General features: G+C 66.3%; 20 protein-coding genes and 1 pseudogene. 16 read left to right on the top strand and 5 right to left on the bottom strand.

Annotation, left to right across the window (positions count from 1 at the left end; translation table 11 throughout):
- Position 1: 1 nt before the first annotated feature.
- Positions 2–922, bottom strand: coding sequence for a dihydrodipicolinate synthase family protein (locus NMD1_RS03365; RefSeq protein ID WP_125953630.1), 921 nt, complete (start codon positions 920–922; stop codon positions 2–4).
- 139 nt (positions 923–1,061) lie between these two features.
- Between NMD1_RS03365 and NMD1_RS03360 the strand changes: the two genes are divergently transcribed.
- On the top strand, positions 1,062–1,814 hold the full coding sequence (locus NMD1_RS03360) for a FadR/GntR family transcriptional regulator (protein WP_158453892.1): 753 nt from the start codon (positions 1,062–1,064) through the stop codon (positions 1,812–1,814).
- Between the two features lie 15 nt (positions 1,815–1,829).
- On the opposite strand, the gene NMD1_RS03355 is transcribed toward NMD1_RS03360, so the two are convergent.
- Entirely contained in the window at positions 1,830–2,408 is a 579-nt protein-coding gene (locus tag NMD1_RS03355; RefSeq protein ID WP_125953628.1) for a nitroreductase, read from the bottom strand.
- A gap of 104 nt (positions 2,409–2,512) precedes the next feature.
- On the opposite strand from NMD1_RS03355, the gene NMD1_RS21165 reads away from it, so the two are divergent.
- Together NMD1_RS21165 and NMD1_RS03350 are read left to right on the top strand one after the other, a co-directional pair.
- Positions 2,513–2,815, top strand: coding sequence for a hypothetical protein (locus tag NMD1_RS21165; protein ID WP_158453891.1), 303 nt, complete (start codon positions 2,513–2,515; stop codon positions 2,813–2,815).
- Positions 2,816–2,867: 52 nt separating this feature from the next.
- Entirely contained in the window at positions 2,868–3,839 is a 972-nt protein-coding gene (locus NMD1_RS03350) for a LysR family transcriptional regulator (protein WP_158453890.1), read from the top strand.
- 7 nt (positions 3,840–3,846) lie between these two features.
- Here NMD1_RS03350 and NMD1_RS03345 read toward each other — a convergent pair whose 3' ends face one another.
- A complete protein-coding gene (locus NMD1_RS03345) occupies positions 3,847–4,764 on the bottom strand; it encodes an alpha/beta hydrolase (RefSeq protein WP_233497325.1) in 918 nt (305 codons plus the stop codon).
- A 140-nt stretch (positions 4,765–4,904) separates the two neighbouring features.
- Between NMD1_RS03345 and NMD1_RS03340 the strand changes: the two genes are divergently transcribed.
- Genes NMD1_RS03340 through NMD1_RS03325 form a run of 4 tightly spaced genes read left to right on the top strand, consistent with a single transcriptional unit; the run spans position 4,905 to position 9,023 of the window.
- Positions 4,905–6,659: an acyl-CoA dehydrogenase gene (locus tag NMD1_RS03340; RefSeq protein ID WP_125953625.1), complete on the top strand. Its 1,755-nt coding sequence runs from the start codon at positions 4,905–4,907 to the stop codon at positions 6,657–6,659.
- 17 nt (positions 6,660–6,676) lie between these two features.
- The gene (locus tag NMD1_RS03335) at positions 6,677–7,582 is read left to right on the top strand and encodes an SDR family NAD(P)-dependent oxidoreductase (protein WP_125953624.1); all 906 of its coding nucleotides are present in this window, start codon (positions 6,677–6,679) and stop codon (positions 7,580–7,582) included.
- Between the two features lie 4 nt (positions 7,583–7,586).
- A complete protein-coding gene (locus NMD1_RS03330) occupies positions 7,587–8,612 on the top strand; it encodes a phosphotransferase (RefSeq protein WP_233497324.1) in 1,026 nt (341 codons plus the stop codon).
- A gap of 54 nt (positions 8,613–8,666) precedes the next feature.
- Positions 8,667–9,023 carry a RidA family protein gene (locus NMD1_RS03325; protein WP_125953622.1) on the top strand — a complete coding sequence of 119 codons (357 nt, stop codon included), beginning with the start codon at positions 8,667–8,669 and terminating at the stop codon, positions 9,021–9,023.
- A gap of 453 nt (positions 9,024–9,476) precedes the next feature.
- Here the strand turns inward: NMD1_RS03325 and NMD1_RS03320 are convergent, their stop codons facing one another.
- Together NMD1_RS03320 and NMD1_RS03315 are read right to left on the bottom strand one after the other, a co-directional pair.
- Positions 9,477–10,700, bottom strand: coding sequence for a PLP-dependent aminotransferase family protein (locus tag NMD1_RS03320; protein WP_125953621.1), 1,224 nt, complete (start codon positions 10,698–10,700; stop codon positions 9,477–9,479).
- 198 nt (positions 10,701–10,898) lie between these two features.
- Entirely contained in the window at positions 10,899–12,158 is a 1,260-nt protein-coding gene (locus NMD1_RS03315) for a cytochrome P450 (RefSeq protein WP_158453887.1), read from the bottom strand.
- Between the two features lie 115 nt (positions 12,159–12,273).
- Between NMD1_RS03315 and NMD1_RS03310 the strand changes: the two genes are divergently transcribed.
- The 9 genes and pseudogenes from NMD1_RS03310 (at position 12,274) to NMD1_RS03270 (ending at position 22,344) form a co-directional block, all read left to right on the top strand.
- The gene (locus NMD1_RS03310; RefSeq protein ID WP_158453886.1) at positions 12,274–12,804 is read left to right on the top strand and encodes a TetR/AcrR family transcriptional regulator; all 531 of its coding nucleotides are present in this window, start codon (positions 12,274–12,276) and stop codon (positions 12,802–12,804) included.
- A 105-nt stretch (positions 12,805–12,909) separates the two neighbouring features.
- Positions 12,910–13,392, top strand: a complete 483-nt coding sequence (locus tag NMD1_RS03305; protein WP_125953618.1) for a DUF3237 family protein — start codon at positions 12,910–12,912, stop codon at positions 13,390–13,392.
- A 53-nt stretch (positions 13,393–13,445) separates the two neighbouring features.
- Positions 13,446–13,901 (top strand): DUF3237 domain-containing protein, encoded by a 456-nt coding sequence (locus tag NMD1_RS03300; RefSeq protein WP_125953617.1) that lies wholly within the window; start codon positions 13,446–13,448, stop codon positions 13,899–13,901.
- A gap of 201 nt (positions 13,902–14,102) precedes the next feature.
- Positions 14,103–14,870 (top strand): IclR family transcriptional regulator, encoded by a 768-nt coding sequence (locus tag NMD1_RS03295; protein ID WP_125953616.1) that lies wholly within the window; start codon positions 14,103–14,105, stop codon positions 14,868–14,870.
- 122 nt (positions 14,871–14,992) lie between these two features.
- Complete coding sequence (locus NMD1_RS03290) at positions 14,993–17,449, top strand: TonB-dependent receptor (RefSeq protein WP_158453885.1); 2,457 nt, start codon at positions 14,993–14,995, stop codon at positions 17,447–17,449.
- 102 nt (positions 17,450–17,551) lie between these two features.
- Positions 17,552–18,514: a TauD/TfdA family dioxygenase gene (locus NMD1_RS03285; RefSeq protein ID WP_158453884.1), complete on the top strand. Its 963-nt coding sequence runs from the start codon at positions 17,552–17,554 to the stop codon at positions 18,512–18,514.
- 22 nt (positions 18,515–18,536) lie between these two features.
- A pseudogene (locus tag NMD1_RS03280) lies at positions 18,537–20,168 on the top strand (thiamine pyrophosphate-requiring protein); the annotation flags it as partial.
- Positions 20,165–21,064, top strand: coding sequence for a TauD/TfdA family dioxygenase (locus NMD1_RS03275; RefSeq protein WP_233497323.1), 900 nt, complete (start codon positions 20,165–20,167; stop codon positions 21,062–21,064). The pseudogene NMD1_RS03280 and the gene NMD1_RS03275, both read left to right, overlap by 4 nt.
- The gene (locus tag NMD1_RS03270) at positions 21,061–22,344 is read left to right on the top strand and encodes an MFS transporter (protein ID WP_158453883.1); all 1,284 of its coding nucleotides are present in this window, start codon (positions 21,061–21,063) and stop codon (positions 22,342–22,344) included. Before NMD1_RS03275 ends, NMD1_RS03270 begins: the two co-directional genes overlap by 4 nt.
- The last annotated feature ends 36 nt before the right edge of the window (positions 22,345–22,380 follow it).

Raw genomic sequence — 22,380 nt, 5'->3', positions numbered from 1 at the left:
ATTACCAGCCCTCGATCTCGGCAAGGCCGACCTCCTCCACGACCGCCAGCGCCTTGGCAAAGGCATCCGGTTCGACCGGCAGGCGCGGTGCGCGCGGATAGCCTCCGGCAAGGCCGAAGTGGTTGAGCAGGGCCTTGGTCACGCGAATGCCGCCGTTGCCATAGAGCGCCATGAACAGTCGCATCAGCTTGCCCCACCGTTCGAGGAACGCCGCATTGTCGCCCGCTTGCGCCGCCGCGATCACGCTGGCGCACAGGCGCGGCGCAATATTGCCTTCCGAGGATAGGTAGCCCTGGCCGCCGAGCGCGAGCACCAGCGGCGCCTGGTGCGGGCCGCCGACGCAGATGTCGATCCGATCGCCCAGCGCATCGACCAGCGTGCGGAGATAGCCGGGGTCCTGATGGCTGACGTTCAGGCCGATCAGGTGCGGATACTTGGCGAACAGATCAATGATCACCGGCGCGGGGATCACGTAACCCACCGACTGGTGCGTGGACAGCACGGCAGGGATCGCCGTGTTGGTCAGCACTTCGCTGAAATAGGCATCTAGTTCGCGCGGGGTGGGCACGTGGCCATGCCCCACATCCAGCGAATAGACCTGCGCGGCATCGACGCCGGCACCCTGCGCCATGTCCAGAAAGGCGATCATCTGGCGTGCAGTGCGCGGCTCCACACCCATCGCGCGGATCGGGGCCTTGCCTTTCAGTTCCTCCACCGCGATGGTCAGCAGGCGTCCGGTTTCGTCCGTGGACAGGGTATAGCCTTCGCCGCTGCCGCCGCCGCCGACATACACGCCAACGCCGGCATCGCCCAGCTTGCGCAGGTGCCGGCGAAGCGCCGGTTCATCGATCGCGCCCTCTTCGGTGAACGGGGTTATGCTGATCGTGAAGGTCTGCAGGCGGGACGCATCGGCTTTCATCATTCTCTCCTTGAAATGCTGGGCCTTGAAATGGAGGCAGGCCGGCTGGACTTGCAAAGATTTAGCACAAGCGTAATGCAGAGCCTTGCCGATTGGCCTAACGGGGGTACCTAGGGTGAGCTTGAAGACGGAGAAGCGCCGCTTGCGTCAGCCTCGCGTCGCAGAAATCGTGGCATCGAGCTTGCGGTCGCGCATTCTCTCCGGCGCGCTGGCGGATGGTGACATGCTGCCTAAACAGGAAGAGCTGCTGGCCGAATTCGGCGTCAGTCCTCCCTGTATCCGCGAGGCTTTCCGTATTCTGGAAACCGAAGGGCTGGTCACGGTGATCCGCGGCAACGTGGGCGGTGCCATCGTGCACGTGCCTCAACCTGGCACCGCGGCCTACATGCTGGGGCTGGTGCTGCAGGCGCGGTCGGTTTCCCTGCTCGACCTCCTGAACGGCATGCGGCTGCTGGAACCGGCTTGCGCGGCCGAGGCAGCGCTGAGGCCCGATCGGGCGACAAGCGTGCTGCCCAAGCTGCGGGCGAATATCGACGCCAGCGCAGCCGCCATCGACGATCCGACCGCCTTCATCGTCCTGGCGCGCGCGTTCCATTCCGAACTGGTGAACAACTGCGGCAACGAGACGATGAGTCTGGTCGTCGGCGCGCTCGAAAAGCTCTGGACCGCGCAAGTCGAAGCCCTGGCGGTGGACCGGTCGGTCCACGGCACGTTCGCCGACCGGGCGTTGCGCATGTCGTTGCTGAGCGAGCACGAGCGTATCTACCGGGCGATCGAGGAAGGCGACGCAACGACCGCCGAACGCGCCATCCGCGAGCATTTCTCGGGCGGGGGCGAACGGCGGCACGGCTTCGATACCTCGGTAACGGTCAAGGCCGACACGTTGCGGTACTGATCGCGCACGGGGTGCTTAGGCTTCGAGCCACCGCGTTACCTCGTCTGCGGATGCGCGGGGGCGCTCCGGGGCCGGTTCCGCCACGCTGCCCACCAGGATGACGCCCGCGATCTTCTGGTCTTCCGCCAGGCCCAGCAGGGCGGTTGCCTGGTCGTCATAGGCGTGCCAGCCGGTAAGCCACTGCGCGCCGTAACCCAGGGCGTGCGCGCCGTTGACGAGGTTCATGCAGACCGCGCCGGCCGAAAGCACCTGTTCCCATTCCGGCACCTTGTGCCCCGGAATCGCCGCCGAGACGACCACGACCACGAGCGGCGCCGAAGCGAGCTTGCGGGTGCTGACCCGCGTCTTCCCCGCATCCGGCCTCTGTTCGGCAAGTTCCAGCAGGCGGTCCACCCAGAGGCGCTTGGCCTCGCCCGCGATCAGGATCAGCCGCCAGGGGCTGAGCCGGCCATGGTCGGGCACGCGCAGGGCGATTTCGACGATCTTGTCGATCTCCTCGCTGCTCGGCCCGGGCGCGACGAGGGCATCCGGCAGCGGCGAACGGCGGGTGGCGAGCGTTTCGGCAAATGTCCGGGCCTCAGCGATGGACGCCATGAGTCTGGTTTCTCCCTTGGTTTGCGGCTCTTGCCGCTTGGTGTTTGACTCTCTAGCCGATTCCCTTATCATTTAAAAGATAGTACATAAAGGAGAGGTTGGCGATGCAAGCCATGCCGCTGCGCTTTGAAGATGTCCGCCTGGGAGAGGCGGTGAGTTTCGACGGTGCCTTTGCGGCGGACGGGCCACTCGAACAGCGCGTGTGCGACATGGTCCGCCGCTGGTCGGGAACGCCCAGCGCCTCGCTTGTGTCGGCCTATGGCCTGGACGATGGCTTCGCCCCGGAACGGCTGGCCGGCAGGGTCATGGCGCGCCATCTCGACGGCACCAACAACGCCGATGTCGAAATCATCCTGCAGGCGCGGAACGCGAGCGCCAGGGCGGTGGTCCGTGTGGCGCTCCGCTGAGGTGGCCAGCCATGCCTGTTCAAGCCGGGCGGAACCGGGCATAGCTGTGCCTATGTCGACGTCGCTTCCCCCCAGCGTGCCGCGCGAGGTGGCAACCTTGCGCACGTTGCGTATCGCCAAGCACTTCCCTTTCTTTCTGGCGGTTGCCGAGGAGCAGAACCTCCACCGCGCGGCCGAGCGATTGAATATCGCGCAATCCGCGCTGTCGCGCCGTATCGCGGACCTGGAGCGCGAACTGGGCAATATCGAATTGTTCGAGCGCCAGGCGCGGGGCGTGGCGATAACGCGCGCCGGGCAGGTACTGGCGCAGGACGTGCGGCGTATCCTGCTGCAGATCGAGGAAGCGCGGCGCAACACGCGCCGGATTGCGGAAGGCGATTCGGGGCTTCTGCGCGTGGCGTTTTCGGAAGCCATGCTGCGCCGTCCCGTGCTGCCGGTCGTGTTGCGGGAATTCCGTTCGCTTTACCCCGAAGTGGAATTGCGCGCGTTTCCGCTGACCTCCGATGCGCAGCGCAACCGTCTGCTTGCCGACGAAATCGACGTTGCCTTCGTGATCGACGAGGCGAGCGATGTGGAGCAATTCGAACGCATGTCGGTGGGCGTGGACCACTTCGTCCTGGCCCTGCCGGACGATCACCCGCTTGCCGCGCTGCCCGCCGTGTCGCTCAGCGATATCGCGTCCGAGCCGCTGCTGTGGCCGGCCAGGCATACCTCGCCAAGGCTGTTCGATCGCATGATCGCGGCGTTCGATGCGCGGGGAATCTCGCCGAACATCGTCGTGGAGGTGTCTGCCGTCGATATCGCCTATGAGCTTGCTTCCGCCCGTATCGGCCTTGGCATCATTACTGCCGCGCGGGCTGACCGCACGCCGCCGGGTATCGTCCTGCGTTCCATCACGGACCTCGACCTGCCCTTGCCGATCAGCATGCTGTGGGCGAAGGGGAGCGGGTCGCGAGTGATCGAACGCTTCATCGATCTGGTGCGTCAAAGCCTGGCGGACGAAGCGGGGCCGACCGCGAGCTGACCCCTGCTCAGGCCAGGACGAGCCTGCTGGCGATCAGCGCGCCAATCTCCCGTATCTCGGCGTTGGCGGCGCTGAGCAGGTCTACCAGCGTGAAAAAGCCGTGCGCCATGCCGGGATGATCGCGCAGGGTGACCTTTGCGCCCGCGTCGCGCAGCGCGGCGGCGTAGCACGCGCCTTCGTCATGCAGCGGATCGCAACCGCCCACAACGATGATCGCCTCGGGCAAACCGGCAAAGTCGCTTGCGGCAAGTGGCGCTGCTTCGGGCATGTGGCGCATCTCCGGCGGCACGTGCCGGTCCCAGAACCACTGCATGTCTTCGCGGGAGATCAGGTAATCGCCCTGGCCGAACGCGGTATAGGAATCCCGGGTGAAATCGGCAGACAGCACCGGATAGAGCAACACTTGCAGCGCGATCCGCGGGCCGCCCCTGTCGCGTGCGCGCAGAGCCAGGGCGGCGGCGAGATTGCCGCCTGCGCTATCGCCCATCACCGCCAGCGGCATGTCTTCGGCCAGCGCTTCCAGAATGGCCCAGCAATCGTCGAGCGGCTGGGGAAAGGGATGTTCGGGCGCGAGCCGGTAGTCGATGCTCACCACCTCGGCCCCGCTTTCGTGCGCCAGCTGGCGGCAGACCGGATCGAAGCCGTCCAGCGTGCCGAAGACCCAGCCTCCGCCATGCATGTAGAGGATCCGCCCGCCGCTATGCCGCTCCGGCAGATAGTGCCGAACCGGGACCGGTCCGCGCGGCCCTGGCACGTTCGCGTCCCGCACTGCCGCGTTCCGCGCACCACGCGCGGGTGGCAGGGCGGCCTGTGATTGGGCAAAGGCACGGCGGGCATCGTCGGGCGTGCCGGCCGCGAAGCCCGGAAGGCCCAGCGCGTTGCGCCGGTCGAGAATGGCCTGCATTTCCGGATCGAGCGGTCCCATCGTCATCTCCCTGAGCCAGGCCATTTCCGGCCGATAGGTGGGTGACGGCAATTGCCGGATTGCGATACCTCCGATCCGCCTTCGATATTCGACGCCCTGTTTCGTTGTGGCCTAGGACGTGAGACCAGATTGGGAGCGGCATGAGTGATATTCTGATTGTGCGGGAGGAACTGGATTTCCTGTTGTGGGAGTGGCTTGGTCTCGACCGGGTGCTCTCTGAATCCGATGCTGGCGGAATCGATCGGGAAAGCGCGGACGCGATCCTGGATCTTTCGGCGAGGCTGGCCGCTAACGGCTTCCTTCCCCACTACAAGCTGTCCGATAACCGCGAACCAGAACTGACCGCTTCCGGAGTCAGGGCGTTGCCGGAAATCGGCTCGGCCTTGCGCGAATATGCCGAACTGGGCCTGTTTTCCGCCAGCTTCCCGCCCGACCGGGGCGGTATGGGGCTGCCCGCCCTGCTCGCCAACGCGTCCTTCGCGCAGTTTCTGGCCGCCAATGTCGCCACGGCCGCCTATCCCATGCTCACGACCGCCAACGCCCGCCTGCTGCTGGCGTTCGGCACCGAAGCGCAGATCGAGGCATTCGCCCTGCCGCAGATCGCGGGGCGGTGGTTCGGCACGATGTGTCTGTCCGAACCGCAGGCCGGTTCGAATCTGGCCGACGTCGCAACCCGGGCGGTCCCGGACGGGCAGGACGCGCTGGGCACGCGCTATAGGCTTTCAGGCAACAAGATGTGGATTTCGGGCGGGGATCACGACCTCTCGGAAAACATCGTCCACCTGGTGCTGGCGCGGACGGTGGATGACCGTGGAGAACAGGCTGCGGGCACCAAGGGCCTGTCGCTGTTCGTGGTGCCGAAGATCCTGCCTTCGGGCGATTGCAACGACATTGCGGTGGCCGGGCTCAATCACAAGATGGGCTATCGCGGCACCACGAATTGCCTGCTGAACTTCGGCGAACGTGAGGGCGCGATCGGCTGGATCGTGGGCGCTCCCGGGCAGGGTCTGCCCCAGATGTTCAAGATGATGAACGAGGCGCGGATCGGCGTAGCGCTGGGTGCGGCGGCGCTGGGCTATCGCGGCTGGCGCCATGCGGTGCAGTATGCGGGCGAGCGCTTACAGGGTCGACCGCCCGGCAGCGCACTGGGCAAGTCGTTGCCGATCGTCGGGCACCCTGACGTGCGTGCGATGCTGCTGGCAGGCAAATGCTATGCCGAAGGCGCGCTGGCACTGGTGTTATACTGCGCCCGGCTGGTGGATGAAGAGTCGCACGATCCCGATGCGGCCTTGCTGCTGGGATTGCTGACGCCGATCGCCAAGACCTGGGCGTCGGAATATGGCCTTGCGGCCAACGACATCGCCATCCAGGTGCATGGCGGCTACGGCTACACCCGTGATTTCGATGTCGAGCAGCTGTGGCGGGACAACCGGCTCAATCCGATCCACGAGGGCACGACCGGCATTCAGGGGCTGGATCTGGCCGGTCGGAAACTCAAGGATGCCGCCGCGCTTGCGCTGCTGCGGAGGCGGATCGACCAGACCGTTGCCAAGGCGGCGCAGAACCCGGAACTGGCCGGTCTGGGCGGTATCCTGACCGAGGTGTGGGATCGGCTGAGCAGCGCGGCGGAGGCCGTGCGGGCGGCATCGCCGGACGTGCTCGCCGCCAACGCCACTGCTTTGCTGCGGGCATTCGGGCACGGCGTGGCCGGCTGGCAATGGCTGGACCGCGCGCTGCTGTGCGCCGGGGCGGGCGAGGATGCGCCGTTCCGCGCCGGCAAGCTGTGGGCCTGCCGATACTTTTTCGAACGCGAGATGCCGCAGATCGCGGTGTGGGTTGCGCCGCTGCTCGCGGGCAGTGCGCTGCCCGCGGCGATGCCGGCGGCTTGCCTGTAATTATGGGAGAAACGGGAATGTCGATCGATCTGTCCGGCCGCGTGGCCATCGTGACCGGGGCCGGCGGCGGGCTGGGGCGCGCGCACGCGCTGTTGCTGGCCCGGCGCGGCGCAAAGGTGCTGGTCAACGATCTTGGTGGCGCGCGCGACGGCAGCGGCGGTAGCACGACGATGGCCGATCAGGTCGTTGACGAGATTCGCGCGGCGGGTGGCGAGGCCATAGCGAACGGCGCGAGCGTGACGGACTACGCGCAGGTGGAGGCCATGGTCGCGCAGGCGGTGGCCGCCTGGGGGCGGGTCGACATCCTTGTCAACAATGCCGGCATCCTGCGCGACCGGACTTTCGCCAAGCAGGATCTCGCGGATTTCCGCACCGTGATCGAAGTACATCTGATGGGCGCGGCCAACTGCACCAAGGCGGTGTGGGGGATCATGACGGCGCAGAACTTCGGCCGGATCATGATGACCACGTCCTCGTCGGGCCTCTATGGCAACTTCGGCCAATCGCAGTACGGGGCGGCCAAGCTGGGCCTTGTCGGCATGATGAAGACCCTGGCGCAGGAGGGGCGCAAGTACGACATCCGCGTCAACGCGCTCGCTCCCACCGCCGCCACGCGGATGACCGCCGACATCATGAGCGAGGAGCAGCTCGCCGCGCTCGATCCGGCCGGGGTTTCGCCGGCCATGCTCGCGCTGGTCTGCGATGACGCGCCGACGGGCGTCATTCTGTGTGCCGGGGCGGGCCATTGCGAAGCGGCCCACATTACGCTGACGCGCGGCATCGACGCCGGCACCGGCGACGATGCGCCGGAGCGCCTGCTGGCCGGGCTTGACCAGATTCTCGATCGGGAGGGCGAGATGGTGCCGGAAACGGGGCTGGAGCAATCGCGCTATGAACTTTCGCGCGTGCTGGCCGATGCCTGACCAAATGGCGCCAGTTCGCCCGAATCATCGATTTGACGAAGCCGCGCTGGTGCGGTGGATGGACGATCACGTTCCCGACTTCCGAGGGCCACTTTCGGTGAGCCAGTTCGATGGCGGCCAGTCCAACCCCACCTATCGCTTGCGCACGGCCGGCCGCGACTATGTGCTGCGGCGCAAGCCCCCCGGCGTGCTGGTCAAGGGCGCGCACGCGGTGGATCGGGAATTCCGGGTCATCTCGGCGCTTCACGCCACCGGCTTTCCGGTGCCCGCGCCGTTCGGCCTGTGCCTCGACGATGCGGTTATCGGCACCGCGTTCTATGTGATGGAGATGGTGGAAGGCCGCAATTTCCGCGACACCGCCTTTCCGGAAGTGCCGCGCGACGAGCGGGCGGCCATGTTCGACGCGATGAACGCCACGATCGCGCGGCTCCACGCGATCGATCCGGTGGCGGCGGGGCTCGGGGATTTCGGGCGACAGGGCAATTACTTCGAACGCCAGGTGGGGCGCTGGTCGCGGCAATATCTGGAAGATCCCGAAGCCGGGCGCCTTCCGGCGATGGATGCGCTGATCGAATGGCTGCCTGCGAACATTCCCGCCGGCGATGACTGCACCATCGTTCACGGCGATTTCCGCTGCGACAACATGCTGTTCCACCCGCGCGAGCCGCGCGTGATCGCGGTGCTGGACTGGGAGCTTTCGACCCTGGGGCATCCGCTGGCAGACTTTGCCTATCACCTGATGATCTACCGGATGCCGCCGGGATTTTCGACGGGGCTGGCCGGGCTGGACCTTCCGGCGCTCGGCATCCCCGGCGAGGAACGCTATGTCGAGGCCTATTGCCGCCGCACCGGGCGGGACGGCATCGATCGGCTGGATTTCTACCTGGCCTTCAGCCTGTTCCGGCTGGCGGCGATCATCCACGGCATCAAGGGACGTCTCCTTCGCGGCACCGCATCGTCGTCGCAGGCGGAGCTGGCGGTCGAGCAGCTCGACCGGATCGCCGCGCTGGCGCTCGCGCAAACCCGCTGACCGGTCCGCGCATGTTCGGCGCGTCGATGCGCCATTCGTTCTAGGAGCAGAAGTATGGCGGATATCAAGCGTTTCGCAGCCAATCCCCGCATGAGCGGCGCCGTCGTGCAAGGCGGCGTCGCTTATCTGTCAGGGCAGGTGGCGATCGATCATCGTGGCGGCGCCGTGGCGGACCAAGTGACGGAAGTGCTGCGCCGGATCGACGACCTGCTCGTAGAAACGGGCAGCGACCGGTCCCGACTGCTGACGGCGACGATCCTGCTGGCCGATCTGGCGACGCTGCCCGAACTCAACGCGGCGTGGGACCGATGGATCGTGCCCGGCTGTGCGCCCACGCGTACCACCCTGCAGGCCATCCTGGCCTCGCCCGCCTATGCGCTGGAGATCGTCGTTACCGCTGCGGTGGATTAGGTTGCGTGGACAAATGCGAACGATGGTCTGCGCCCACTTGCGGACATTCCTCTGATATGACACCGAAGGTGCGTGAGATGGCAATTCAAACTCGCCGCATTGTCAGTCGTCGCGTCCTTAGCTGCCTGTGGCCCGACCACGAGCTTAAGGAATGATACCAAGACGACAATCTACGTGGATTTCATCAAAAACGGTGGGCCGCGTCCGCCATCGGCGCAAAAACTTGTTCCTGGCAACGTCATGACGGCACCCTGGCCTCCGAGGGAAGCCAGCACCCTCTATGTCGGCGTCGACCCGGACAGGTTACGAAGCTTCGCCATCGCCACACTTTGTGATCTGAGCAAACGGAACTGCAATCTCCGCGTTTCCAGCCTGCCCATACTTAGCACGAACGGCCCCTAGCCACCAATCTCAGCCGCCACGCTCACTACGCAATTTGTCCACGCCGCGTGCTCACGCCATTTCGGCCACCATTTCGTGCGCCAGCAGGCCGAGCCGGCGCACGCCTTCGCGCGCGGGTTCGGTGCCGATCATCGAGAAGCTGAGGCGCAGGCTGTTGGTGCGGCCCGGCAGCTTCTCCGCGCCGGCCGGGAAGAATGCCGCGCCGCCGATGATCGACACCGAATGTTCAGCCAGCGCGCGCTGCGCGAAAAGCGTGGCGTCCATGTGTTCCGGCAGTTCGACCCAGATGTAGAGCCCGCCTTCGGGGCGCGTCCACGTCACGCCGGCCGGCATTGCCTCCTCCAGCGCGGCGAGCATGGAATCGCGCCTTTCGCGATAGGCGGCGCAGCCCGCCGCGACGGCATTGTCGAGATGGGTTTGCACGACATCGAGCAACAGCATCTGGTTGAGCGCGCTGGTGGCAAGATCGGCCGCCTGCTTGATCAGCACCAGCTTGCGGATCACTGCCGTCGGGCCGGCGATCCAGCCGATCCGCAGCGAGGGCGCAATCGTCTTGGAGAACGTGCCGGTGTGCAGAACCGGCACCCGTTCGATATCGCCATACCGCTCGGTCGCCAACGCCAGCAGCGATGGCACGGCCTGCCCGTCGTACCGCAGAGCCTCGTAGCAGCCGTCCTCGACCACCGCCATGCCGGTGCCCTCGGCCAGATCGAGCAGTTTTTCCCGTTCCGCGCGGGTCATCGTGGTGCCGGTCGGGTTGCGGAAATCCGGCCCGACGTAGCAGAACTTGGCACCCGCAAAGCGGGCCGCGTCCCATTCCGCCGCGTCCACGGGCAGGCTGACATAGCGTGGCTCATAGGCGTCGAAGGCCCGCAGCGCGCCGATGAAGCTGGGGATTTCGACCATGGCGGTGTCGCCCGGCGACAGCAACAGGCGGGCGATGAAATCCAGGGCCTGCTGCGATCCGTTGGTGATCATCACGTTGTCCACGGTGCATGGCGTGCCCTGGGCCGTCATGTGCGCGGCGATCCACGTGCGCAGCGGTCCGTGGCCCTCGCTCGGCGCGTATTGCAGCGCCGTGCGCGCCCGCACCGGATCCGCCCAGATCGCCTGCGATGCGGCTGCCAGCGCGTCGTAGGGAAATATCGCCGGATCGGGCAGGCCACCCCCCAGATGAATGATCTGCTTGGCATCGAGCAGTTTCATGCGCTCGCGGATGTCCGAGGCGACCACCTGCTGCATCCGGGTGGCGTAAAGCGTGGTCCAGTCGGTCATGGTTTTCCCTTTTCGACGCTGTTGCGCGGCAGCGCATAGGCGACGCGTTGTGACGGGCGTGATCCGAGCAAGGCTCCGCCGATACAGGCCGTGAGCGTGCCCAGCAGCCAGCCGGCCGCCTTTCGGAACATCCGTCCCATGCCATCTCACCATTATTATAATCATTATATTTATTAAGAGATTTGATGTTGTCGAGTCCTATCTCGTCAGGCGCACGGGCATATGCTTGATCCCGCCGACGAAGTTGGACCGCAGCCGGTCGACAGGGCCAGTCAGGTGCAACTCGGGGAAACGGCTCAGCAATTCCCCCAGCACGGCCGCCAGTTCGATCCGGGCCAGATCGTTGCCCAGGCAACTGTGCCGGCCGAACCCGAACGTCAGGTGCCGGTTGGGCTTGCGCGCAAGATCGAGCGTGAACGGGTGTTCGAAGACGTCCTCGTCCCGGTTGGCCGACGGGTAGAACAGCACCACCTTCTCGCCTGCTCGCACGGTCTGGTTCGCGATTTCCACATCGCGCGTTGCCGTCCGCGCCATATAGACGATGGGCGTGACCCAGCGTAGCAGTTCCTCCACCGCATGCGGCATCAGCGATGGGTCGGCGGTCAAGGCGGCGCGGGCCTGCGGATGTTCGATCAGCGCCAGCATCGCGCCGCTGGTGGCGTTGCGCGTGGTTTCATTGCCCGCGATCGCCAGCAGGAAGCAGAAGCCCAGGATTTCGCGATCGTTCAGCGGCGTTCCATCGATGCGGGCTTCCACCAGCAAGCTGACCAGATCCTCTTGCGGCGCGGCGCGGCGTTGGGCGATGAACCGCGCAAAATAGCCGAACATGGCCTGCTGGGCGGCGACGATGGCTTCGCGCGGAAGGTCCACGCTGCCATATTCGGGGTCTTCGGCACCGATCACCGCGTTGCTCCAGGTGTACATCTGATCGCGATCGTCGGTGGGCACGCCGAGCAGTTCCAGTATCACGTCCAGCGGCAGTCGCATGGCGATGGCATCGACGAAATCGATCTCGTCGCTGGTTCCCGCCGCCACCGCCGCGATGCGCGCGGCTGCAACGTCGTCGGCAATTTCGCGGCAACGTGCCACGATATGCTCCTCAAGCGCGCGCATCACGCTGGGCTTGAAGCGTTCGCGCAGGATCATGCGGTTCTTGTGATGCTCGGGCGGGTCCATCGTCAGCATCAGCGGCACGCGCGGCGCGCTGGCATCCACCATCTGATCCTTGCGCAGGATGGTGACGCCCGGCCCGCTGATGAAGCTTTCGCTGTTCTTTCCGATCGCGGTGATGTCGGCATACCGGGTCAGCGCCCAGAACGGTTCGCGCGCGCCATCATCGTGCCAGGCGATGGGCTGTTCGCGCCGCATCCGGGTCCAGACATCGTGCGGATAGCCCTGCGCGGCGAAGCGATCGGGGTCAAAACAGGCAGGGTCGGCCAGCGGGCGCGAGGTCATCATCCGTCTCCGATTCATTAGTGAACGATCGTTCACTAGCATTCGTGCGGCATCCGCGCTAGGGGGAGGCATGGAAAACGGCATTGCCCCACCCGCTCGCGCGGCACGGCGAACGCGCATGGCGCCGGCAGAGCGCCGTGGCGTGATCCTTGCGGCCGCGTCGGAAATGTTCCGCCGCCATGGGTTCGCCGGGGCCAGTGTCGATGCGATCGCGGCGGCCTCCGGCGTCAGCGGACCGGCCATCTATCGCTATTTCAGCGGCAAGACCGAACTGCTGCTGGCGTTGCTGGAAACGGCGGTCACTCAGGCCGTGGCCTCGCTGGAGGCATCGCCCGGCGCTGGCGTGGAGGCGATGGCCGGCGTGCTGGCGCGTCACGCCATCGAAGAAGGCGCAATTGTCAGCCTGCTGCAAGGGACCGTGGCCGATATGTCGGCCGCAGACCTGGCGCGGCTGGAGCGGCTGCGCGGTGATGCCGTGGCCTCTCTTGTGCGGGCGTTGCGGAACGGCCGGCCTGGGCTGACGGCCGCCCAGGGCGAAGCGCGCATCGTCGCGGCACTGGCGGTCGTGGGGCAGGCGGAACGCTTCGTTGCGGCCGGCGGTGACCGGAACGACCTTCGTTCGATCCTCATCGCCATCTTTTCCGTCTGAAGCCCGCGCCGCAAGCGGTGTCGGGCCTGCCGCTGCCAAAATGCTGCGCAGTATCGCCAACGCTATTGTGTTGACGAATCAACTATTGTGCGTCTAGCTCGAAGGATGACGACGCCTCATCCGTTCCAGCCGCGCCTTGAGCATGCCTTCACGATCTCGATCACCCTCTCCCGGCCAAGCTGGGTCACGCCTGCCGCAAGGGGGGATTCGCGTGCGGCGATCTATGCCAAGGACGGGGTGGTGGAGGGGCCACGGCTCAACGGGCGCGTGGTGCCGATGTCGGGCGGCGACTTTCCGCTGACGCGCCCGAACGGGGTGATCGACTTCGATGCGCGCTATCTGCTGGAGGCGGACGACGGGGCGATCATCTACCTGGAAAACCGGGGCTTCCGCTGGGCGCGCAATGACGAGATCGCGGGGCGGATGCGGCGCAACGAGCCGGTGGGTTTCGACGACTACTACATGCGGGTGACGCCGCGCTTCGATGCGCCGGAAGGGCCGCACGCCTGGTTGTCGCAGCATGTCTTCGTCGGGGTGGCGGAAAAGATCCCCGGCGCCAACCGCATCCATTACTTCGTCGTGCTGTGAGCGGGAACGGATCTGGCACTGCACTTTCTTCCCTGCATTCCCGAGGAAACCCGATGACGCCGTCCCCTGCCGATTGCCGCCTGGAGCATGTGTTCGATATCGAAGTCCTGTTCGGCGCCGACCGGGTTATCTTCGGGCCGCTGCCCGGCGGCGGAAACCAGGGCTATACCCCGGCGATCGGCGGCACCATTTCCGGGCCGCGCCTGTCCGGCACGGTGGTGCCGCACAGCGGCGCGGACTACGCGACGGTGCGCGCCGATGGCACGATCGAACTGAACGCGCACTATCTGCTTCAGGCCGACGACGGGACGACGATCTACATCCAGAACAAGGGCTATCTCGTCCGCCCGCTGCCGGGCGAGCCGCAGCCGTCGTACTTCCGGCTGACGCCCTATTTCCGCGTGCCCGAGGGGCCGCACGACTGGCTTTCGCGCACGGTCATCGTCGGCGGAGGCGAACGGCGGACGGATCCCGACCGCTCGTTGTTCCGCTATTACGCGCTGGTTTGAGCGCGGCGGCCCTGACTCCTCTTTCGGCAAGTCTGGTAACGGCGTCTGCCCCGACGGATCGCGTCGGGAGTGCAGGTGCGCTCCGTCCCTATTGGCCTCCTCTGGCGCTTGACTCCCGTCACCAGCCCTCTTGCGTTGCGGGGTGAGGGGTGTGCAGCATAAGCGGGAGATACAGGCGATGGATCAACAACAAGAGGTGCCATGACTGAACCGCCGCGTGGTGCCGCCGAGCGCGTCGCCTACCTGATCCGTTTGGTCGCCGCCGGCCCGCACCGGTTTAGTCTGGGCGAACTCGCCGCGCGCGCGGAACTGCCGCCAAGCACGGTCCATCGCCTGCTCAAGGTGCTGTTTGACTGCGGTTTCGTGGAGCGGGGGAGCGGGCAGAGCTATCGCCCGGGGCGCGAACTTTACCGCACCGCCTCGCAGCTCATCGCCCGGTTCGATCTGACCCGCAGCGCGCGGCCGTTCCTGGACATGCTGGTCGCCGAATGGCAGGAGACGGCGGTGCTGTGCGCGTACAGTCCACCGGGCCGGTGCGGGATCATCGCGGATGTGGTTCCCACGCCGCACCTGTTGCGGTTCGCGGTGGAGAAGGGGGGCGAAGTTGCCCTGCCCTGGGGTTCGCTCGGACGGGCCATTCTGGCGTTCCTGCCGACGGGGGAAGGGGAAATCCTGCTGCGCGAGGCCGGCGATGGCCCACTGACAGGGCGCCCCCGGCCAACGCGGGCGGAACTGGAAGCGGACCTCGCGCGAATCCGGAAGGAAGGAACGGCGCGCTATTTCGATCCGCGTCACGACATCGCCGGCATCGCCGCGCCGATCTTCGGGGCCGAGAAGGAAATGCTGGGCTGCATCGGCGTGACCATGCCTTCGGCACGCTACCGGCTGCATGAAGAGGATGACCTTGCCGCCGCCGTCCGCGGGGCGGCCATGCGGATCAGCGAACTGGCGGCCATCTCGTACAGCTAGTTTTCCGTATAATGGAATTGTGATTCCGAAATTCGGAACGCCCTTGACCGTTGATTTATCAACATGCTCTATACCTCCCGTAGGCCGGGACAAAGATGGCCGCAACAAGGGGAGATGGACGAATGGCGCGTGGTGCTATGTTACGGGCGGCCGGCGGTTCGGTGATGGCGCTGGCCGGCGCGATGCTCTGGGCAGGGCCGGGATTCGCACAGGAAGCTCCGGACAACGCGGCCAAGGGCAAGGACCCTGCGGCCGAGGAAATCATCGTCACCGCGCAGTTCCGCGACCAGAAACTGCAGGACGTGCCCATCGCGATCACCGCGATGAGCGGCGCCATGCTGGAACAGCGCGGCCAGACCAACCTCGTCGATCTGGGTGGCAAGGCGCCGAACGTGACGCTGCGGACGGCTTCGGCCAACTTCGGTCCCGCCGTCGTCGCTTACATTCGCGGCGTTGGCCAGCGCGATACCTCGTTCGCGCTCGAACCGGGTGTCGGCATCTATGTCGACGACGTCTATCTGCCGACGATGCAGGGATCGATGCTGAGCCTCATCGACCTTGACCGGATCGAAATCCTGCGCGGTCCGCAGGGAACGCTCGCCGGCCAGAATTCGATCGGCGGCGCGATCAAGCTCTATTCCAAGAAGCCCGACGGTTCGAACGACGGCTACCTGTCGGCGACCTACGGCAGCTACAACCGCATGGAACTGCGCGGCGCGGCGAATTTCACGGTGGTGCCGGACAAGCTTTTCGCCCGCCTTTCGGGCGTTGCGGTCAAGAAGGACGGCTACGTCACCCGTTACGACTATGCCTGCACCCATCCCGGCAGCACGCTGCCGAGCATGGTGGCCGCCGACAAGTGCAAGCTGGGCACTGAGGGCGGCAAGGAATACGTCGCCGGGCGGCTCGCGCTGCGCTGGCAGGCTTCCAGCCGGGTGACGGTGGACCTTGCGGCGGACGTGACGCGCGACAACAGCGAGGTCGGCCCCGCGACGCTGCTCTACGTCGGCCGGCAGGCGGTCCCCGGCGCGACGCTGACCGGCGTGGCGACGCCGCCATCCTCGGCCTATGTGCTCAATGGCAACGTCTTCGGCACGGCATCGGGTTCGCCCTACATCTCGTATTCGCCCTACGGGAACTACGCGCAGGATACGTTCACCAAGAGCCCCTTTGTCAGCTACGAGAACTATACCGAGGTCACCCCGCGCGATGGTTCGGGCACGTGGTCCGCGCCGCTCAAGGGCTTGATCAACAGCTGGGGCGTTTCGGGCACGATCACGGCGGAGTTGACTGACAACCTCAACCTCACCTCGATCACCGCCTATCGCAAGTTCGACGGCAACTATTCGTCGGGCGACAGTTCGCCGTTCAACACCGGGCTGCAAGCGAACCGTGTCTATAACCACCAGTTCAGCCAGGAACTGCGCCTGTCCGCCAAGCTGGGCGACATGGTGAACCTGACCGTTGGCGGGTTCTATCTGGACAGAACCAGCCGCAACCGGTCGCGCGTCACGCTGCCGACGCTGAACTTCATCGAGGACAACCGGATTCCGGCCAAGACCAAGGCCGTGTTCGCCAACGCCGAAGTCTCGCCGCTGGCACGGCTGACCATCCTGGGCGGCATCCGCTACACCGACCAGAGCAAGACCTTCATCTATGGGCGTGAGGGCATTCCCGGCTCGTCCACGGGCGGCGCCGTTCCGGCTTCGCTGGCGCCGCTCAACGGGCTGTCGCGCGAGTTCTCGGGCAGCCGGGTCGATTACCGGCTTGGCGCGCAGTACCACCTGACCGACGCGATCATGGGCTATGCCCAGTTCTCGACCGGCTTCAAGGGGGGCGGTATCAACCCCCGGCCGTTCTTCCCGGCCCAGGCGCTGCCGCACAATCCGGAAACGCTCAAGGCCTATGAAATCGGCCTGAAAAGCGAATTCCTCGATCATCGCGTGCGCCTCAACACATCGGCGTTCATCAACAAGTACAACGACATTCTGGTGACGGTTTCGAACTGCCCGGTGGCGGTGGGCGTGCCGGCCGCGCCGTGCGCGCTGCCGCTCAACGCCGGCAAGGCGACGATCAAGGGCTTCGAGGCCGAACTCGCGCTGCGTCCGGTGCAGGGGCTCTCGATCGACGCATCGCTTGCCTATCTCCACTTCAAGTACGATTCGATCAGCGCGATCGCGGCCAGCGCCGGCATCGGGCTGGAGGACAAGGGCGTCTACATCTCGCCCTGGCAGTGGAGCTTTGGCGCACAGTACGAGTTCGATCTGGGCAAGGCTGGCACGATCATTCCGCGCATCGACGTCAACCATGAGGACGCGTTCGAGCGCAATGCCAACAACGTCGACGCCGCGACCGGGGGCAAGGACATCTTCGGTGTGATCCCCAGCCGCACGCTGGTCAACGCCCGCGTGGCCTACGCGACGGCCGAGAAGGACTGGGAACTGGCGGTGGAAGTCCGCAACCTGACCAACAAGCTCTATTATTCGGATATTTTCGACAATCGCGGATCGACCAATTCGATCCAGGGCGTTCCCGGTGAACCGCGCACCTGGGCCGTCACGCTCAAGCGCCGTTTCTAGGAACGGCTGATGCGGCGAAGGACGGCCTGTGGGTTGTCCTTCGCCGGACATCCGGCCCGGTCGGAGACCGGCGACCCGCACTATCGCAGGAAAGGAATGACCGTGTCGTCTCGACCCGTTGCCAACCCCGCCGTTCCGGCCACCGAAATTCCCGCCGGAACCCCCATCGTCGCCGGCCTGCCGATGCCGGAGTTCAGGCGGATTGGCGTCGAACCGATCTCGGGCGCCTGTGGCTGCGAGATCACCGGGGTAGACCTGCGCCAGCCGCTTGACGCGGAAACGCTGGCCGAGGTGATGAAGGCGTTCGAGCAGTTCCTGGTGATCGTGTTCCGCGATCAGGATCTGACGCCGGAACAGCACAAGGCCTTCTCGCGCTATTTCGGCGAGTTGACCGAACTGCCGCAGGCGCCGACCTATGCCGGCCATCGCGACATGCAGGAAGTCCGCCGCGAAGCGCACGAGCCGGAAAACGTGGTGCCTTCGTTCGAGCACTTCCACACCGATAGCCCGTTTCTGCCCACGCCACCCAAGTGCATCGTCATGCGCGCGCTGGAAGTGCCGCAGTGGGGCGGGGATACGGCCTTTTCCAACGCCTACCTTGTCTATGAACACTTGTCCGACGGGATGAAGACGCTGCTCGATGGGCTTCAGGTGGTCTATTCGGGCAAGGACATCTGGGCGAAAAACGAAAAGCTCGCGCCTGACAAGAGGTTGCGCCTGCGCGAAAGCCACGATTTTACCGAGGACCAGCTTGAAAGCATCCACCCGGCGGTGCGCGTCCATCCCGAGACCGGGCGCAAGGCGCTGTTCGCCACGAGTGCCTATTTCAAGCGCTTTGTCGGCTGGAGCGAGGACGAAAGCCGCGCCTTGCTGGCCTATCTCCAGAGCCTGGCGCAGCATCTGCACTACCATTGCCGCATCAAGTGGCAGAAGGACACGCTGATCGTGTGGGACAACCGCTTCACGCTGCATCGCGGGGTCCACGATTTCAAGTACGAGCGGCGGCATCTGATCCGTACCACCGTGGTGGGCGAGCGCCCCGTCGGCCCCCAGGCCGGCAACTGAACCACGGCGGACACGGAGAAACGGCATGAAGGTGAGCGCCGCGATCGCGGAAATCCTCAGGCGCGAGGGCGTCGACGTCATTTTCGGCTATCCGCGCAACGCGGTGCTGGAAACGGCGGCGGCCATCGGCATCCGCCCGGTGATCGTCCGGCAGGAACGCACCGGCGTTCACATGGCCGATGCGCTGTCGCGGCTGACGCGCGGGCGCCGCATGGGCGTGTTCGCTATGCAGCACGGCCCAGGCACTGAGAACGCCTATGGCGGCGTGGCGCAGGCCTATTCGGAAAGCGTGCCGGTGCTGGTGCTGCCGCAGGGCTATGCCCGGCGCATCGCCCACGTGCCGGACAACTTCAACGCCTCGATCTCGATGCGCGACGTGACCAAGACGGCGGAACCGATCCTGCGTGCCGAGGACACGCCGGCGGTGCTGCGCCGCGCCTTCTCGGCCTTGCGCAACGGCCGGTTGCGTCCGGCCCTTGTCGAAATGCCGTGGGACGTGCTGGCCGAGGAGATCCCGGGGGAACTGGACTACCGCCCGGTCATCAGCACCCGTTTCGGCCCCGATCCCGCGGCGGTCGAGGCCGTGGCGGACCGGCTGGTCGCCGCGCGGCGGCTGGTGATCCATGCCGGGCAGGGCGTGCACTGGGCCGAGGCTTATGCCGAGCTGCGCGAACTGGCGGAACTGCTGGGCGCGCCGGTATCCACCAGCCTGGAAGGCAAGAGCGCGTTCGACGAAACGCATCCGCTGGCGCTGGGATCGGGCGGCGCGGCCATTCCCGGCCAGCTACGCCATTTCCTTGATCGCGCGGACCTGATCCTGGGCATCGGGTGCAGCCTGTTGGAGACCGCGTTCGGCGTGGCCATGCCCGATCATGTGCCGATCATCCACGCCACGCTCGATCCCGCCGACATCAACAAGAGCGTGCGCTGCGAAGAGGCGCTGGTGGGCGATGCGCAGCTGACGCTGGCCATGCTGGTCGCGGCCTGCCGCGCCCGGCTGGACGCGCCGCGCGATCCCTCGGCCGCCATTGCCGAAATCCGCGAGGTGGAATCCCGCTGGCTGGCGGAATGGCTGCCCTTGCTGGAAAGCGACGACACGCCGCTCAGCCCCTATCGCGTGCTGTGGGAACTGCAGCGCACGGTGGACGTGGCCAACACCATCATCACCCACGATGCCGGCTCGCCGCGCGATCAGCTGACGCCATTCTGGAAATCGGTGACGCCGCTGTCCTATCTCGGCTGGGGCAAGTCGACGCAGCTGGGCTATGGTCTCGGTCTGGCGATGGGCGCAAAGCTCGCCTGCCCGGACAAGCTGTGCATTAACGTCTGGGGCGATGCCGCGATCGGCTTTACCGGCATGGATTTCGAAACGGCGGCGCGCGAACGGCTGCCGATCCTTTCGATCCTGCTCAACAACAGCGCCATGGCCATCGAACTGCCGGTCATGCCGATCGCCACCGAGCGCTATCGCAGCACCGACATCTCGGGCGATTATGCCGCGTTTGCCCGCGCGCTGGGCGGCTATGGCGAGCGGGTGACCACGCCCGACCAGATCGCCCCGGCGATCCGGCGCGGCATTGCCGCGATCGAAGCCGGCCAGCCCGCGCTGATCGAGTTCATCACCCATACCGAAACGAGGGCTTCGCGCCTGTGACCGCAGTGGTGCCGCGTCGCAGTGTGTCGGCCGGGGAACGCCATGCGTTTGCCGCGGGCGACGAAGCGGCGCTGGCCGAACTGCGCGCGGATCTGCGGGCGGCGTTCACCGACGGCGCGCGGGCGATCGTGGTCGAAACCGGCGACCCCTCGATTGTGGGGGAGGATGGCTTCGCCGAGCGCCTGCTGATGCTGGGGCGCTGGCTTGGCGCGCCATCGATCCAGTCGCCGCAAGGGGAACTGGTCGCGCGGGTGGAACGGCGGCCGGGCGATGCGCAGGCGCGCGGCACGCATTCCGATCTCGAACTGGCACCGCATACCGATCTGCACGACATTCTGGCGCTGGGCACTGTGCGCGAGGCGATGCGGGGCGGCGATTCGTTCCTCGTCCGCGCGGCGGACCTGCACGACGCGGTCCGGCAGCGGATGCCGCATCACTTGCCGGCGCTGCGCGAGGGGTATTTCTTCGGCACCAACCCCGTGCTCCGTTCGCGCGCGCCGGTCAGCGCGGAGAAGGTTCCGGTGTTCGCCGGCGAAGTCGATGGGGTGCAATGCTGCTTCAACCCCTATTTCCTGCAAGCCGCCGCGCGCACGCGGGGGGAAGCGCTGCCGCCCGCGCTTGCCGCCGCCGTCGCCGATCTGCGCGCGCTGGCGTTGGAACTGGCCGGGACCGCGCAATTCCGCCTCTCGCCCGGTGACGTGGTGCTGTGGCACAACTGGTCGTGGCTGCACGGCCGCACCGCGTTCGAGGACGATCCGGAGCAGGGAAGGCTGCTGTTGCGCCTGTGGCTGCGCTCGGACTTGTGCCCCCCGGCCGACATGCGCTTTGCCGAGCGGTCGGTGGCCATCGACGACGATCACGAATGCACCCGGCGCGAAGGGATGAGGGTAGAATGAGCGCGATCAAGGAAGCCGGCGAGGACAACGCCAAGTGGCCGTGGTCGGCCACCTGGCCGCTGTTCATCCTCACGCTCATTTCCGTGTTCAACTATCTCGACCGCGCGCTGCTGGGGCTGGTGCTGCCGATGATCAAGCGCGAATTCGGCGTGTCCGACACCGCGCTCGGCCTCGCCACCGGCCTCGCGTTCATTTTCCTCTATTCGCTGCTGGGCCTGCCGATCGCCTGGCTGGCGGACCGCTTCAACCGGCGCAACATCATCGCCATCGGGCTGGGCTTCTGGAGCCTGATGACGGTGCTGACCGGCTTCGTCACCAGCATCTGGCAACTGGCCATCGCGCGCTTCCTGATGGGGGCGGGTGAAGCCTGCGGGCTGCCGCCGTCGAACTCGATTATCGCCGACCTGTTCCACCCGCGCCGGCGTCCGCTGGCGCTGGCGATCTTCGGCACAGCCAATTCGATCGCCTTCATCTTGTTCTTCCCGATCGCCGGCTGGATCGCGCAGAACCATGGCTGGCGCGCGATGTTCGTGGCGATGGGCGTGCCCGGCATGATCGTGGCGCTGCTGCTTCTGCTGACCGTGCGCGAGCCTGCGCGCAAGACGCCGCCGCGCGAGCGCGAGCGGCTGTCCGCCACGCAGATCTTCGCCGACATCCGGACGCTGTTCGCGGACAAGTGCTACGCCTGGATTTTCGCGGGTGTTACCCTGATGGGAGCGAACGTGTGGGCGGCGGGGGCGTGGACGCCGACGTTCTTTTCGCGCGTGCATCACATGGGGCTGGCCGAGATCGCCGGCACGATCGGGCCGACGCGCGGCTTCATCGGCGCGGCGGGCGTGCTGTGCGGCGGGCTGCTGATCGACCGGCTGCCCGCTAGCCGCATCCGCTGGCGGCTGGCCGTGCCGGCGCTGGCCTGCCTGCTCGCCGGCCCGGCGGAAGCGGTGTTCCTGCTCGGTTCGGACCGCGCCGTCTGGTTTTCCGCCTTCGCGTTGACCAGCTTCGTCACCCTGATCCACCAGGGGCCGGTCTATGCGGCCACGGTCAACATCGTGCCCGAGCGCCAGCGCGCGCTGGCCATCGCGCTGCTGCTGTTCGGCGCCAGCTTCATCGGCAATGTCGTGGGGCCAAGCGCCGTCGGCTTCGTCACCGATCTGCTGACGCCGCGCTACGGCGACATGGCGATCCGGCATTCGATGCTGATCATCGCGGTCACCCCCGTCCTCACGGCCGCCTGCCTGATGCGCGCGGCCCGGCTCTATGGCGAGCGGGCGCACGGATAGGCCGCTACGGTTTTCTGCCCACCGACATTGCCGGAT

The sequence above is a fragment of the Novosphingobium sp. MD-1 genome (assembly GCF_001014975.1).
GTDB lineage: Bacteria > Pseudomonadota > Alphaproteobacteria > Sphingomonadales > Sphingomonadaceae > Novosphingobium.
This window is presented reverse-complemented; position numbering and strand designations above follow the sequence as displayed.